We start from the raw sequence: 14263 nt of genomic DNA on the forward strand, positions 1-14263 counted from the left end.
ACTGCGACGCAAGAATTTGTCGTTCCCAGATCGATGCCGATTACCTTACCCATCTTCTGACAACCTCCCTGTACTGGATTGTAATGATACGCAACGCCCGGCGGCACGCGGGCTCGTTAGCTGCCCGCCGCCGCCAAACGCGTCTAGGCTTCCTCGGAAACTTCATCAAGCGGCTCCGCGGCTGGTTCCGCGGGAGCTGAGCAGACCACTACTTTCGAGGGCCTCAGGATCAAATCGCCCATTCGGTATCCCCGCTGAAACTCCTCCAGCACCGTATTCGGCACGCCGGCTTCATCGGCGCGCTGCATTATCGCTTCGTGGACATTCGGGTCAAACACTTCACCTAACGCCGGGATGGGCTCGACCCCGTGGCTGCTGAGCACTTCGGCAAACTGCTGGGCAACCATCTGCACACCATCCACTACGGCCTGCGAGGCCTGATCGGCGTGTTTCAGCGCCAATTCAAGATGGTCTATCACAGGCAGGAGATCCCGAACAAGCGACTCTTCAGCGGTTCTCCGGAAACGGTCGATTTCCCGAGTGGTACGTTTGCGAAAATTCTCGAATTCAGCACGGGCCCGCAGGAGTTGATCCTTCAGCTGGTCGCGCTCGGCAATCAGGGTGACCAGCGCCTCCCTTTCCACGGACGCCGCCTCGGCTCCCGCTGGTTCTTCCACACTCGCGGACTCCGCCGCACGGGGCGCTTCCTGCGTCCGCTCTTGTGTTTGGAAAGCCTCCGCCTGCCCGGACTCACCCTCCTGTCGGGTTTGTGCTTCGAGTTGTTCTTCCAAAAACGTCTTCTTCGTGCTTTTCTTCTTCATTCCTTCCACAGTCTCTATTCACTGGCCTCATTCCCGGGGCCTTTCCAACAACGGCGTGACGCCGCTGCCATCATCAACGGTAAGGCCCGCTATTGCGCTCAAATAGCTGCCCAAAAGGGCGGCCGTATACTCGACCAGACCTGCCAGACGCGAGTATTCCATCCGGCGAGGACCGATCACCCCTACCATTCCGGCGGGATTGTCGCCAACGTGGTACGGGGACACCACGATGCTGATTTCATGCAATTCCTCGTCCGGCACTTCCGAGCCAATGACGATTGACGTGCGCAACGGCTCCCCGTCGCGAACGGCCGACCGCAACAACTCCACCAGGCGGTCGTGTTCCTCGAAGAAGCCAAAAACCTGCCGGGCGCGCTCGACGTCACGAAACTCCGGCTGCTCGAACAGTTGCGACGTGCCTTCAAGAACGACCTCGCCCTGGCGGCTCGGAGGCATCAACGCGAGCACGTCCAGCGCCTGCTCGGCCAAACGCCGCTGTTCATCAAGAAACGCCGACGTCCGAGCCGACACCGCCGCCCGCAACCCTTCAACTGACACGCCTCGGAAGTTCGTGTCCAAAAAGCGCCCGATCCGCTGTATCCTCTCGGCCGACAAGTCTTCGCCGAGCTTTGTCACGAGAGTCCGAACGCGGCCATAGTTATCAACCAGCACCACGCCCACGCGACGGGCGCCGACCGGGACCATCTCTACGCGGCACACCTCAGCGTTCCGCTCGTCCGGCGCTTCGACAAGTCCCATATGATGTGACGTAAGGGCCAGCAAGCGGCTCGTATTACGAATGACCTCGTCGGCATCATCGAGCTTCTGCGAGAGCTCTTGGTGAATGCGGGCGCGCTCCGAAAGCGTCAATTCCTGCACGTTCATCAGGAAATCGACGTAGTAACGGTACCCTTTGTCCGTGGGAACCCGTCCGGAACTCGTGTGCAACTGGCGCAGATAGCCAGCCTCCTCCAGGTCCGCCATCACATTGCGCACGGTTGCCGCGCTGAGGTCCAGGCCAAACCGTTTCACGATGGCACGCGAGCCCACCGGCTCCGCCGTAGTGATGTATAGGTGAACCACGGCTTGGAGAATGAGCCGTTCCCGGGGACCAAGCTGTTCCGCGCCCTGCTCCAAGACTCTCCATCCTCGTGCTTAGCACTCATTATCTCCGAGTGCTAATAGCGAGCGGAGTCTAACATACCTTATCGCGCGTGTCAAGAAATCGGGCGAATCACAACGGTCCCCGTTTAAACATAACTCATTTTGATACATTATCTTAAGCTAGAGCCTATTCGGGGGTCGCGACACTGCCGTCAGTTGACTTTGCTCCTGACCGAACGTACTATGAGCGCGTCTAACACGAGGCACATGGGCGAAGCCATGGACGTTGGGATAGATATCGGCCCCTTGACCCAGACCCGGACCGGCGTAGGCAACTACTGTTACTATCTTGTCAAGCATTTGCTGCGTGCTGGGGGCGGCATGACCTTCAAAGCCTTCTCGACAGGTTTGCGGCGCGTGGACGCCACACAATTCGCCGGCCCGCTCCGCCACCGGCACGTGCCCGTGCCGACCCGCCTGGCCTACCGCATGTGGGAGACGGTTCACTGGCCGCCCATCGACACCCTGCTCCATGGGGTGGATGTCTATCACGCCACGAATTTCTTCCTGCCGCCCACCGCGTCGGCAAAACGGGTACTGACCATTCATGACTTGACGTTCCTGGCGGCCCCGCACCTCTGCAGCCCGAAGATCGTCGGTCCGTTCTCGCGAAGCATCGGCCGCTTCGCGCAGGAGGCCGACGCCATACTGGCCTATTCGGAATCAACGGCCCGTGACATTGTCGCCCATCTGGGCGTTTCACCCGAGAAGGTGACCGTGGCGCCACTCGCCGTGGATGAAGATTTCCAGCCGCTGCGGCGGCCGGACGCAGAAGAATATGTGCGCAGGCACTACGAGGTGCGCAGCCCGTATGTTTTGTTCGTAGGGACCATCGAACCGCGCAAGAACGTCCCGCTCTTGCTGCGGGCATTCTCGAAGATACGCCATGAGGTCCCCCATCAGCTGGTCCTGGCCGGCGCTACGGGATGGAACCCCCAACAGTTCCACCGGGCCCTGCTCGAGGTAAACCTGCAAGACAGGGTCGTGCAGACCGGTTACGTGAAGAACCATGCCGAACTGGCCGCATTTTATTCTGCCGCAGACCTGTTCGCTTTTCCCTCCTTTTACGAAGGCTTTGGACTCCCTGTACTCGAGGCAATGACCTGCGGATGCCCGGTAATCGCGGCGGACAATTCCGCCATTCCCGAAGTTACCGGCGCCGACGCCGTGCTCCTGCCCGCCGGCGACACCGATGCCTGGGCAGAAGCCATGAATGCGCTCCTTCACGACCCCGCCAGGCGAGACGCCTTGTCCGAAGCGGGACGGCGCCGGGCCGCGCTATTCTCATGGCACGACTGCGCCGCGCGCACTGCCGGTGTCTACCGGAGTGTCACGACATGCGCGTGATCGTCGATGGGACCCAGGCAGGAAACAGAAGCGGAACGGGCGAATATACCCTTCAGTTGGCTGCGTGGCTTCCCCGCGTCGCCCCTGATATCGAGGTGGCTTTCGCCTGGCCCGGCGACGTGGCGCCGCCCGGGGATGTGGCCGTTGTCCCTCTTCGCCGCCGCGGTCCGCGAGGTTTGCAGTACCTGGCCGGCCGGCCCGAATGGCTGGAGCAGGCGGATCTCGTTCATTACCCCGCGAGTATCGGCCATGCGCGGAGCCCGGGCCGAGCCATACTGACCGTGCATGACGTGAGCTGTCTCGTGAACCCCGCCTGGTTCCGCTGGGGCCATGCATTGTATTACCGCGCCATGATCTCTCGCAGCGCGCGAAGAGCCGAGGCAATCATTGCCGACTCCAAAGCCACCGCGTCGGACTTGGAGCAGCGCCTTGGGCTCGAACGCGCTCGTATTCGGGTAGTCCCCCTTGGGGTGGATGCCATATTTCGGCCCGCCCCCGGAGAAGCCGTCGATCGCGTACGCAGCCGATACGCTCTGCCCGACAGGTTCCTGCTATTCCTGGGAACCCTTGAACCGCGAAAGAACCTCGCGCGCCTTGTGGAGGCCTTCACCCTCGCCGCGCGCCAAATCCCCCACTACCTCGTGCTCGCCGGGCGCCCGGGATGGAAATGTGCGGCGCTGCGCCGTGCGATCGCAATGTCGGATGCCGCCAGCCGCATCGTCATGCCCGGTTTCATTCCCCGCAATGATCTACCCGCGCTGTTGACCGCAGCGGAGGGATTCGTGTGGCCAAGTCTATACGAAGGGTTTGGACTTCCCCCCCTCGAGGCCATGGCCTGCGGCACCCCGGTGCTTACGTCGAATGCCGCCAGCATGCCGGAAGCCGCCGGAGATGCAGCTATCATGGTCAATCCCCAGAATATCCCCGAAATAGCGGAAAGCATCAAGGCCCTTGTCACCGACGCATCCCTGCGCACTGCCTTGCGCGAGAAGGGTTTAAAACGCGCCGGCATGTTCACGTGGCAACGCACGGCCGAGTTGACCGCCGAGGTCTACCGTTCGGTTTGGGCCGGGTGTGCCAGCACATGAAGGTCCTCCATGTATATAAAGACTTCGACCCTCCCATCCGGGGCGGCATGGAGCGGCACATCGCCTTAAGCTGCCGCTACCAGCGCGAATGGGCTGAGGTCGAGGCGCTGACGTGCAGCCGCTCAATCCACACCCGAGTCGCGGACCGCGACGGCACCCGCGTCACTGAGGTGGGAGAGTGGGGCCGGTTTCAGAGCGCCCCCGTATCACCCCTCTTCCCATATTACCTGCGCAAGATACGAGCCGACGTACTGGTCGTCCACGTGCCGAACCCGACCGCCGAGCTCGGATACCTCCTCGCGCGCCCCCCTGGCACCCTCGTTGTGCGGTACCATAGCGACGTGGTCCGCCAAGCTTCCGCGATGCGGTTCTACCGGCCAATCCAAATGCATTTTCTGCGAAAAGCTGCTATTATTATGCCGACATCGGCGCAGTATGTTGCCTCGTCGACCGTGTTGAGCGAATTGGCTGGCCGGTGCGTGGTTGTGCCTCTCGGAGTCGTCCCGGAAGCGTTCGAAGACCCCGATGCGGCCAATGTCAATCGTCTGCGGGAAGCGTATGGGGGGCAATTCGTATTGTTCGCGGGCAAGCACCGGTACTATAAAGGGCTTGAGTATCTTGTGCGGGCAGCGCCCGATATCCGCGGTCCCGTAGTCATCGCGGGAGACGGGCCGGAGCGAGAACGCTGCCAGCGGCTGGCTGCTGAACTCGGGGCGGCGATCCATTTTCCGGGGGAATTGTCTCAATCGGATTTGGTAGACCATCTGCATGCATGTGCTGTAGTTGCGTTTCCGTCGGTGGCGCGCAGCGAGGCGTTTGGGATCGCCATACTCGAGGCCCATGTCTGCGGCAAGCCGGTAGTCGCAACACGACTGGGCACGGGCGTCGAATTGGCCAATCTGGACGGCGAAACGGGGTTCAATGTGCCGCCGCGCGACGCCGGGGCACTGGCAGAGGCCATCAACCGCCTGCTGGCCCGCCCCGAAGAACGCCGCCGGCTCGGCGATTTCGCCCGCGAACGCGTGCTGAAGGAGTTCCGAAGCGAACTCGTGGCCCGGCGAGAGTTCGAACTGTATACGGCCGCGCATGAAGGGGCATTGCGATAGGAAAAGCACGCGAATATGCGAACATGGACGAACTGGTATCTGATTTATGCCGTCACCCTCGGGCTGTCCTTCGGGATTTCCATGGGTCTCACGTCCGTTGTGCGGTATCTTGCCTTGCGCTGGCAGATTCTGGACCATCCGGGCGAGCGGAAAATGCAACGAGAGGCCGTCCCCCTGCTCGGCGGTGTCTCGATTATCGTCACCTTCTACGTCATGGTCATCGGGAGCCTGGTACTGGTTCAGCCCGTACGCGAGTTCGGCATCCAGTGGCTCGAAACCCACGTGTTTCAGTTCCTCGGAAAAGACCACGAGATCAAGCTGCTCGGCATTTTCGCGGGCGGGATCCTGATTGCTCTGCTGGGGCTCACTGACGACCTGAAGGCCTTGCGGCCCTGGCTCAAACTGCTCGGCCAATGCGTGGCCGCAACAGTTCTCGTCCTTAGCGACATGAAACTCGATCTCTTCTCCGAAGCCTGGCTGGGGGCATGGCCGGTCACCTCTTACGTCGTCTCCTCCCTGCTCACTATCCTATGGGTGGTCTTCATGACCAACTCGATGAATCTGCTCGACAACATGGACGGCCTCAGCGCTGGCGTGGCAGCCATTGCCGCATTTTCGTTCTTCATCTGTGCTCTCCGCACGGATGAAGCCTTCATCTGCGTATTACTAATGGTCTTTGCCGGGTCAGTCCTCGGTTTCCTCATTCATAACCTCTATCCCGCCCGCATCTACATGGGCGATACGGGGGCCATGTTCTGCGGATACATTCTGGCTACTCTGTCCATACTCATCACCTTCTATAACGAGAGCACGCCGTCTCGGATAGCAATCGCGGCGCCGTTACTCGCGTTGAGCGTCCCTATTTTTGACACGGTGAGCGTGGTATTCATCCGCTGGCGGGCCAAGGTGCCCGTTTTTGAGGGCGACCGGCGGCACTTCTCGCACCGGCTTGTCAACATCGGCATGACCCAGCAACAGGCGGTCGAGTTCATCTACCTCGTGGCGGCCGTCACGGGCTTGGGCGCCGGTCTCCTCCGCCAAGTCAATACGATCGGCACGATCATCATCCTGGCGCAAACCTGTGGATTGTTCCTCCTCCTCGTACTCATAATGAGCGCGGGCAGCAAACAATCGCGAGTACCATCAAGTGAATCAACGAAGACGCAAAACGCGCCGAACGGCAACCACTTCTGAAGCCGTTGCCGCGAAGGTTGGCGCGTCGCCGCCCCCGTCTCGAACGGAACAACAGGACGCCGTGGCCGAATTGCTGACCGCCCTCGTGTTGGGCTGCATTGCCATGCTGCGCCCCTGGCGTGACGGGATGGCATTCCCCGCCATTAACGACTATTACCTTTGGGTGCAGGCTGCTCTGTTTGCCCTTGTGGCCGCGCGCATGCTGGTCCGGCGCGAAGCGTTACGGTTTCCACTGCTTGTCATCCTGTTCGCCGCGTTCCTGGGGGTTGCATTTCTAACAACTCTGGATACCGTACAGTACAACAACAGCTACAGAACCCTGATTGTGTGGGCGGGGCATTTCTTCCTCTTTGCCGTCGCGGCCCAGACCCTTCGCCAGCCCCGCAGTTTCGCCATCGTCTTGGCGGGATTCGTGGCGGGCGCGTTCGCGGAAGCCGCGTTCAGCGTCATGCACCTCAAATACTACATCCCCCTGGTGCGGGACCGCGTTAAGATGGACCCAACCCTGGTGCAACGGTATTTCAGCGCCGCGGAGCTGAACCCCGAGATCGCCCGGCGCCTCAACACCAATCGCGCGTTTGGCACATTTCTGTTTCCCAACGCCCTGGCAGGGTACATGGTCCTGTGTGTGCCGTTCGCGTTGGGCGCGTCGGCTTACAGCATTCGAACCCTTCGCGCCTTATTGAAGCGGCCCGATGCGCCCTCATCGCCACCAAGCGAGGGGGCCGCTCTGGCTGCAACAGCGGCAATCGGGTCGTGGGCCGCAACCGCCGTCATCGCTTATACCGCGCTTTCCCTTTTCCAGGCAGTAGCTTACCGGGACGACCCCGTGTCAGCCCATTGGCTCCAATGGACCCTGTGGGTCGGCCTCCTTCCTGTGGGTGTGGGGACAATTCTCTACCTGGTGACGAAAGAGTACGGGCTATTGGCAGGATGGTGGACCGTTGCTTCATGTGTCCTTCCGTGTTTCGCCGCGGCGGCGTTCCTGGCGCTCGTGTACAGCTTCTCGCGCGGAGGAATGCTCGCGTTCCTGGCGGGAACAGCCTTCACCGGATGCCTGCTCTATGTCCTATTGCGGAAGCCCCGGCTCCTGCCGCGGCGGTGGGCCGCCGCGACCTTCCTCCTGCTGGCAGGCGCGGCGCTTGTGTCCTCAACAGAGACGCCGGCAACCGCCGCCCCTTCGCCCGAGTTGGTCACGGAAGGCGTCGATATGACTGCCAGCGAATTGGCCAACCCCGCGACGATGTTCCTGCGCGCCACATACTGGCGCACCGCGCTATCCATGATCGCCGACAACTTCTGGGCAGGCGTCGGCCCCGGCAATTTCGGAGCGATGTATCCGCGCTACAAATACGTTACCGCGGGCGAAACACAGCACGCCCACAACGATTATCTGCAGATCTTCGCGGAAACCGGCGTTTTCGGGGTGCTCACGTTTTGCGCGTTCTGGGGCGTATTCATGCTGCACGCGCTCCGGCGTCTCATCCAAATGCGGAACGCGCCGCGTCTGTGGCTGGCGGCAGGCCTGTTTGCCGGGGTGTTCGCGTTTCTTCTTCATGCCGTGGTGGACTTCGATTTCGTCAATCCCAGCCTGGCCGGCACCGCCTTCTTGCTCGCAGCCATCTTCTGTGCCGTTTCCGACGGTGCCCCGGAGCGGAGTTCCGTATCGCCATACACGCGCCCCATGGCCGCCGTCTTCCTGGCCGGTGTGGCTGTCGTGCTCGCGGCGAGTATCCGGGTCCACCGGGCGGATGCCCTCGCAGGAACTGAAACGGACTTCCGGAGCAGGTTGTTGACGGCGCAGTTCTTCGTTTCGCAGCCCTCCCAGCGCACCGGTGACCGCCAAGGGGCGCGCATCCCGGTCCGGGATGCCGTTGCGTTTGTCCCCGACCTAGAAGCGCTGCGTCGGTGCGGGGCCTTTTGGAGCGGCGAGCCCGGCAAGACGCCGCGACAACTCGGCCCGCATGAGCCCCTGCGTCCCGACGTTGATTTCGGCGTGACCGACCCGGAAGCCGCGCGTAAGCTGGGCGTGTCTGAGGCGGAGAATGCCCTTGCCCGGTTGAAAGAGGCCGACGCCATCTTCCCCCATGACCCCATACGGGCGGTCCATATATCCGAGTGGTGCGCTCTGCTCTCAGAAACAGCTGCATCGGACGAGGCCCGGCTCGAATGGAGCAATCAATCCGTGGAATGGGCGCGCAAGGCACTGGAGCGAAGCCCCCATGAAGCGTGGTTCCATGAGCAGTATGCGGCAGCGCTGTGGTCCCAGGCTCAAATCAAACAGCCCCCGCAAAAACAACTCGAAACCCTCTTCAAGAGCCTTGAGCATTACGAACAAAGCACGGTACTCTTTCCTTCGAGTCCGGTTGTATGGGATAACTATGCCCGGGTACTTCGCGAACTGGGAAATATCGTGACGCAATCGGGTGAAACCCAACAAGGAGAGACGCTGCAGAAAAAGGCCGGAGAAATGGCCGCACGCGCACAGGAAATTCGCGTCGCGGACTACCATGCCAACCGGCGCCGGGCAGGTCTCGAGTAAGGAAACGCCTCATGAAAGTACTCGTAATCCACGGCCCAAACTTGAACTTGTTGGGAAGCCGCGAACCGGAAACGTACGGTTCCGCAACCCTGGACGACATCAACAGGATGCTCCGCGAGGAAGCAAGCCGCCTCGGGATCGAGCTCAGCACGGTTCAGTCGAATTCCGAGGGCGCGCTGGTGGAGGCAATACAAGCGGCGAGCGGATGGGCCGACGTGATCATCATCAATCCCGCCGCTTACACGCACACCAGCGTTGCCTTGCGCGACGCCATCTCCGCCGTGGGCATACCCACCATCGAGGTTCACTTGTCTAACATCCACGCCCGGGAGGAGTTTCGCCACAAGTCTCATATCGCGCCCGTCGCAATAGGGCAAATTGCAGGTTTTGGCGCGGACAGTTACAGGCTGGCCCTTATCGCGGCCAAGAATGTCACTCGCGCATGAGACAGCGAATTCCAAAACTCCGCGAACGGCTTGCAGCGGCTGGGGGCGACGCTTTCTTCAGCCTGTCCCCCCCGGCCAACCAGTATCTTTCAGGATTCAGGGGCTCGACGTCGGCCATCGCCGTCACCCATACCGAGGCGGTGTTCTTGTGTGATTTCCGCTACACCGAACAAGCCCAGATTCAGGTGGAGGGCTGGGCCGTCGAAGAGGTCTCCGGCAGTCTGCCCACTCGTCTGGCAGAGCGGCTGGCCGGTCTGGGAGCAAGAACCGCCGTCTACGACCCCCAGGGGCTGACCGTTGCCCAACTGTCTGAAATCCAGCAGGCGCATGACGCAACATTGAAGCCTGACGCCGACATCGTGGCCGCGCTCCGTCAAATCAAAGAACCGGGAGAAATAGAGGCCATTCGACAGGCATCGGCTCTGGCCGAGGGCGTGCTTGCCGACCTGATGTGCGAATTGCGCGCCGGCACGACCGAGCGCGAGTTCGCGGCACGTTTCGAGTACGAATTCAAACGGCGCGGCGCATCGGGGCCAGCATTCGACACCATTGTCCTGTTTGGACCGCGCACATCGTTACCCCACGGCGCGCCGGACGATACGCCGTTGAAGACGGGCGACGCCGTCCTTCTCGACTTCGGCTGCAGACTCAATGGTTATTGCTCCGACTTGACTCGAACCTACGCTTTCGGTACGATCCCGCAACCGTGGTTCGAGGGGGCTTACGAGCTGGTCTTGACTGCTCAGCGCATCGCCCTCGAGGCGGCACGCCCGGGCATCTCGGCCCGTGAGTTGGATGCGACGGCACGCGATTTGATCGAAGAAGCGGGCCAGGGAAAGCACTTCGGGCATGGCTTGGGGCACGGCGTGGGCATCGAGGTCCACGAAGCTCCCCGCATGAATCGTGAATCCGAGACTATACTGGAACCGGGCATGGTAATTACTATCGAGCCCGGCGTTTACTTGCCCGGTCAGGGAGGCATACGCATCGAGGATCTGGTCGCCGTGACCCAAGGCGGCTGCGACGTGCTCTCAGAAACGTCCAAGGAGTTGAGGGTAATTCAAACATGATATCGACGGCGGATTTCAGGAACGGCATTGTCATTATTGAAAACGGCGAACTCATGGAGTTGGTGGACTTCCAGCATGTGAAACCGGGCAAAGGCGGCGCCTTCGTTCGCACGAAACAGAAAAACGTCGTTACCGGGCGCGTGATCGAAAAGACCTATCGCGCGGGAGAAAAATTCGAAGAGGCCCGCCTTCTCGAAACGCCCTTCCAGTACCTTTACAATGATGGCGACCTCTATTTTTTTATGGACCACGAGACCTTCGAGCAGATACCCGTGGGGCCCAAGATCGTCGGAGATAAGAGCGACTGGCTTAAAGAAAACGAGGAAGTCAGCCTGCTCATGTACGAAGGAAAGGTTATTGCTCTGAATTTGCCCATCACCGTAACCCTCAAGATCACCCGGTGCGATCCGGGCGTGCAGGGCGATCGCGCTTCCGGGGGGACGAAACCGGCCACCGTCGAAACCGGCGCGGCCATACAGGTGCCCCTGTTCGTCAACGAGGGCGATACGGTCAAAATCGATACGCGCACGGGCCAATACATCGAGCGGGTAAGCACGCAATAAGCATGTAAATCAGCGTGCGAAACGCGCCCTGGCGGCGGAGGGTGGTAAGGTGGACATCGAAAAGCTTCAAGAGCTGCTGAACGTCTTTGAGGCTTCGGGGTTGAGCGAAATCGAGATTGAGGAAGCCGGAACACGCATCCGTCTCAAGAAAAGCCAGCCCCCTCTTCCCTCAGTTTCCCCCTATCCGGCGATGCACCACTCTCAAATTGAGGAGCCCGGTCCAGGCGTCGCGTCCCACCCCGTGTCGCGTGGCGCGAACTTCTCAGAAGACAGCGGCGTGGTTACCATAAACTCGCCCATGGTGGGCGTATTCTACGTGGCTCCTGCGCCGGACCAGCCTCCTTTCGTGCGGCCGGGCGATGTGGTTCAGGAACATCAGACCGTCTGTATCGTCGAAGCCATGAAGCTCATGAATGAAGTGTCCACACACTTTCCGGCGAGAATCCTGAAGGTCCTCGCCGAGAACGGCGAGCCGGTGGAGTTCGGGCAGCCGTTGTTCGCGGTCGAACCGCTCGATTGACACCTACGGAGCACAATACCCGCAGAGAAGATGGATGTTTCGACGTATTTTGATAGCAAATCGCGGTGAAATCGCGGTACGCATTATTCGCGCGTGCCGGGAGCTGGGCGTCACGAGCATCGCTGTATACTCCTCGGCGGACAAGGATTGTCTTCACACCTCGCTTGCCGACGAGAGCATCTGCATCGGGCCCCCCAGCGCGACGGAAAGCTATTTGCACATCCCCAGCATCATCGCCGCGGCCGAAATCTGCGACGCGCACGCCATCCACCCCGGCTACGGGTTCCTGGCCGAAAATCCCAAGTTTGCGCGCATCTGCCAGGACTGCGACATCGGGTTTATCGGCCCCGCCCCCGAGGCCATCGCCTTGAGCGGAGACAAAGCGGCGTGCCGCGCAACCGTGAAAGCCGTTGGCGTGCCTGTGGTGCCGGGAAGCGAAGGCCGTATTGAAGAGCCTGAAAAGGTGCTCGGCCTGGCGCGCGAAATCGGATTCCCGGTGCTCATCAAGGCAGCCGCCGGCGGAGGCGGAAAGGGCATGCGGATCGCTCATAATGACGTCGCGCTCAAGAACGCCGTCGCATTGGCCGCGATCGAGGCCGAAACCGCCTTTGGAGATGGAGGGCTGTACCTCGAAAAGTTCATGGAAAATGCGCGCCACATCGAATTCCAGATTCTGGGCGACAACAGCGGCAGACTTGTCACGCTCGGTGAGCGCGAATGCAGCATCCAGCGGCGCCACCAGAAACTGATCGAGGAAACACCTTCGCCCGGCCTCAGCAGTTCTCTGCGTTCGCGAATGACCAAGGCCGCGCTTCGAGCAGCCAAAGCCATCGGTTACACCAATGCCGGCACCGCGGAATTCCTCCTGACGCCGGACAATCAGTTCTATTTCATCGAGTTCAACGCGCGAATCCAGGTCGAGCACCCCGTTACCGAGGAGGTGACGGGCGTGGACCTCGTAAAAGAACAGATTCGCGTCGCTTCCGGTCTTCCCCTCAGCAACGCGCATGTCCGGCCCTCGGGATACGCGATCGAGGCACGCGTTTACGCCGAAGACCCCGAAAACGGTTTTTCGGCATCGCCCGGACTGGTCGCGCGCTGCCACCTGCCGGGGGGGCCCGGCATACGGGTCGACAGCCATCTTTTCGCGGGCTATGAAGTGCCCCGCTTTTACGATGCCCTATTGGCCAAGATCATCGCCCGGGGCAAAGAGCGCCAGGAGGCCATCGAGCGCCTCAGCGCCGCCCTCCAGGAATTTGCCGCGGACGGCATCAAGACAACGGCGCGCCTGTGTGCCCGCATTGTCTCGGGAGACCGTTTTCGCCGCGGGGACATCGGCCCTGATATAATTGATCAATACGTGAACGGTTCGGCATGATAGCGCTAGCGGGCTCGAACGCTCGAGCAACGGCGAAAGCAAAAAGGAAAATCGGCCATGCGTTTGATTCAAGCTATCCTGTGGCGCGCCATGTGTGCAGCCCTTCTGGTTCTTGGCGTTCTTGCTTTTTACGTCGACCTCACGACAATCCATGAAATGCTCGTGGCAAGAATTCCGGATAGTTCTCCCCTTCGCTGGGGTCTGGGCTGTTTACTGATCGTGGTCGCGATTGTCGGTCTTGTGCCCTGGCCGCAGCGGGCCCGGGAACGCCGTAAGATTGCCTTCAAAGGAGCCCACGGCAACGTGAGTATCCAGCTGGATTCCGTCGAACAAACGTTGAACCGCGCCACCCGCAAGATTACCGAGGCAAAACGCATCAACGCCCGGATTACGCCGTCCGATAACGCCCGCAACGTCCACATTCAGGCCGATGTCACGCTCCGTAAGCCCGCCAACGTCAGCGCCCGCGAGGTAGAGGCCAAGGTGAGCGAGTTCATCGTCGACCAGACAAAGCGAATCCTCGGAGACGAAACCGCCGTCACGGCCGATCTGAACATCGTCGACATCATCATCGAAGACAGTGACAGGCCCACCTCCGAGGCTGCCCCCAAACAGCCCATACCCGAAACGCCTCCCCCGAAAGACGCCGCGGAAGAACGCGGGGCTGCCTCAATCCATCACCTCGAGGAGGAAGAGGAAGCCGGCCTCGCCGAACCGTCCATTCCTGGCACTCCACTTCCCGAACCCGGCGACGAAGAAGAGCTGTACGAGAGCGAGGAACCCGACAGCGAAGAAAACGAAGAAGCCGGGACGGACGAAGAGAAGAACTCTCTCTGGTAGCACGGCTTCGCCAATACAAAGTGCCCCGTGCCTTGGCGCCCGCGGGCGGATCACGTTCGGCACTCGCGGCAGCACAAGCATTCTCGGGGCAACGCGGTGCGGTTACGCATAGATTGATGCGCTACGAGCTTCCTGTATTACAGCGGTAACCCCCTCTTCGCCCCCTCTCCCGGCGCAAAAGGCT

13 protein-coding genes are annotated in these 14263 nt (G+C 61.0%); 11 read left to right on the forward strand and 2 right to left on the reverse strand.

Annotated features, from left to right (window positions below; translation table 11 throughout):
• Window positions 1-143 precede the first annotated feature (143 nt).
• Window positions 144-821 (reverse strand): nucleotide exchange factor GrpE, encoded by a 678-nt coding sequence (grpE, locus tag PLJ71_19780; protein HQM50933.1) that lies wholly within the window; start codon window positions 819-821, stop codon window positions 144-146.
• A gap of 27 nt (window positions 822-848) precedes the next feature.
• Window positions 849-1958, reverse strand: coding sequence for a heat-inducible transcriptional repressor HrcA (gene hrcA, locus PLJ71_19785; GenBank protein HQM50934.1), 1110 nt, complete (start codon window positions 1956-1958; stop codon window positions 849-851).
• Window positions 1959-2204: 246 nt separating this feature from the next.
• Here hrcA and PLJ71_19790 point away from each other — a divergent pair, with 246 nt between their 5' ends.
• From PLJ71_19790 to PLJ71_19840, 11 genes are all read left to right on the forward strand, one after another.
• Window positions 2205-3332: a glycosyltransferase family 1 protein gene (locus PLJ71_19790; GenBank protein ID HQM50935.1), complete on the forward strand. Its 1128-nt coding sequence runs from the start codon at window positions 2205-2207 to the stop codon at window positions 3330-3332.
• Window positions 3323-4420, forward strand: coding sequence for a glycosyltransferase family 1 protein (locus PLJ71_19795; protein HQM50936.1), 1098 nt, complete (start codon window positions 3323-3325; stop codon window positions 4418-4420). The genes PLJ71_19790 and PLJ71_19795 overlap by 10 nt, the downstream gene beginning before the upstream one ends.
• Window positions 4417-5526, forward strand: a complete 1110-nt coding sequence (locus PLJ71_19800; protein HQM50937.1) for a glycosyltransferase — start codon at window positions 4417-4419, stop codon at window positions 5524-5526. Before PLJ71_19795 ends, PLJ71_19800 begins: the two co-directional genes overlap by 4 nt.
• Window positions 5527-5541: 15 nt before the next feature.
• Window positions 5542-6720 (forward strand): MraY family glycosyltransferase, encoded by a 1179-nt coding sequence (locus PLJ71_19805; protein HQM50938.1) that lies wholly within the window; start codon window positions 5542-5544, stop codon window positions 6718-6720.
• Window positions 6721-6781: 61 nt separating this feature from the next.
• Complete coding sequence (locus tag PLJ71_19810; GenBank protein ID HQM50939.1) at window positions 6782-9262, forward strand: O-antigen ligase family protein; 2481 nt, start codon at window positions 6782-6784, stop codon at window positions 9260-9262.
• An 11-nt stretch (window positions 9263-9273) separates the two neighbouring features.
• Window positions 9274-9708 (forward strand): type II 3-dehydroquinate dehydratase, encoded by a 435-nt coding sequence (gene aroQ, locus PLJ71_19815; protein HQM50940.1) that lies wholly within the window; start codon window positions 9274-9276, stop codon window positions 9706-9708.
• On the forward strand, window positions 9705-10778 hold the full coding sequence (locus tag PLJ71_19820) for a Xaa-Pro peptidase family protein (protein ID HQM50941.1): 1074 nt from the start codon (window positions 9705-9707) through the stop codon (window positions 10776-10778). Before aroQ ends, PLJ71_19820 begins: the two co-directional genes overlap by 4 nt.
• Window positions 10775-11341: an elongation factor P gene (gene efp, locus PLJ71_19825; GenBank protein HQM50942.1), complete on the forward strand. Its 567-nt coding sequence runs from the start codon at window positions 10775-10777 to the stop codon at window positions 11339-11341. Before PLJ71_19820 ends, efp begins: the two co-directional genes overlap by 4 nt.
• Before the next feature lie 49 nt (window positions 11342-11390).
• Window positions 11391-11861, forward strand: coding sequence for an acetyl-CoA carboxylase biotin carboxyl carrier protein (gene accB, locus PLJ71_19830; protein HQM50943.1), 471 nt, complete (start codon window positions 11391-11393; stop codon window positions 11859-11861).
• Window positions 11862-11895: 34 nt separating this feature from the next.
• Window positions 11896-13239, forward strand: a complete 1344-nt coding sequence (locus tag PLJ71_19835) for an acetyl-CoA carboxylase biotin carboxylase subunit (GenBank protein HQM50944.1) — start codon at window positions 11896-11898, stop codon at window positions 13237-13239.
• A 57-nt stretch (window positions 13240-13296) separates the two neighbouring features.
• Window positions 13297-14079 (forward strand): hypothetical protein, encoded by a 783-nt coding sequence (locus PLJ71_19840; protein HQM50945.1) that lies wholly within the window; start codon window positions 13297-13299, stop codon window positions 14077-14079.
• Window positions 14080-14263: the final 184 nt, after the last annotated feature.

Source organism: Candidatus Hydrogenedentota bacterium (assembly GCA_035416745.1).
Classification (GTDB): domain Bacteria; phylum Hydrogenedentota; class Hydrogenedentia; order Hydrogenedentales; family SLHB01; genus UBA2224.

Bases quoted from the DNA above. Each gene is read 5' to 3' on its own strand.
- grpE (HQM50933.1), bottom strand. From the start codon at position 821: ATGAAGAAGAAAAGCACGAAGAAGACGTTTTTGGAAGAACAACTCGAA.
- PLJ71_19790 (HQM50935.1), top strand. From the start codon at position 2,205: ATGGACGTTGGGATAGATATCGGCCCCTTGACCCAGACCCGGACCGGC.
- PLJ71_19795 (HQM50936.1), top strand. From the start codon at position 3,323: ATGCGCGTGATCGTCGATGGGACCCAGGCAGGAAACAGAAGCGGAACG.
- PLJ71_19800 (HQM50937.1), top strand. From the start codon at position 4,417: ATGAAGGTCCTCCATGTATATAAAGACTTCGACCCTCCCATCCGGGGC.
- PLJ71_19805 (HQM50938.1), top strand. From the start codon at position 5,542: ATGCGAACATGGACGAACTGGTATCTGATTTATGCCGTCACCCTCGGG.
- aroQ (HQM50940.1), top strand. From the start codon at position 9,274: ATGAAAGTACTCGTAATCCACGGCCCAAACTTGAACTTGTTGGGAAGC.
- PLJ71_19820 (HQM50941.1), top strand. From the start codon at position 9,705: ATGAGACAGCGAATTCCAAAACTCCGCGAACGGCTTGCAGCGGCTGGG.
- efp (HQM50942.1), top strand. From the start codon at position 10,775: ATGATATCGACGGCGGATTTCAGGAACGGCATTGTCATTATTGAAAAC.
- PLJ71_19835 (HQM50944.1), top strand. From the start codon at position 11,896: ATGTTTCGACGTATTTTGATAGCAAATCGCGGTGAAATCGCGGTACGC.
- PLJ71_19840 (HQM50945.1), top strand. From the start codon at position 13,297: ATGCGTTTGATTCAAGCTATCCTGTGGCGCGCCATGTGTGCAGCCCTT.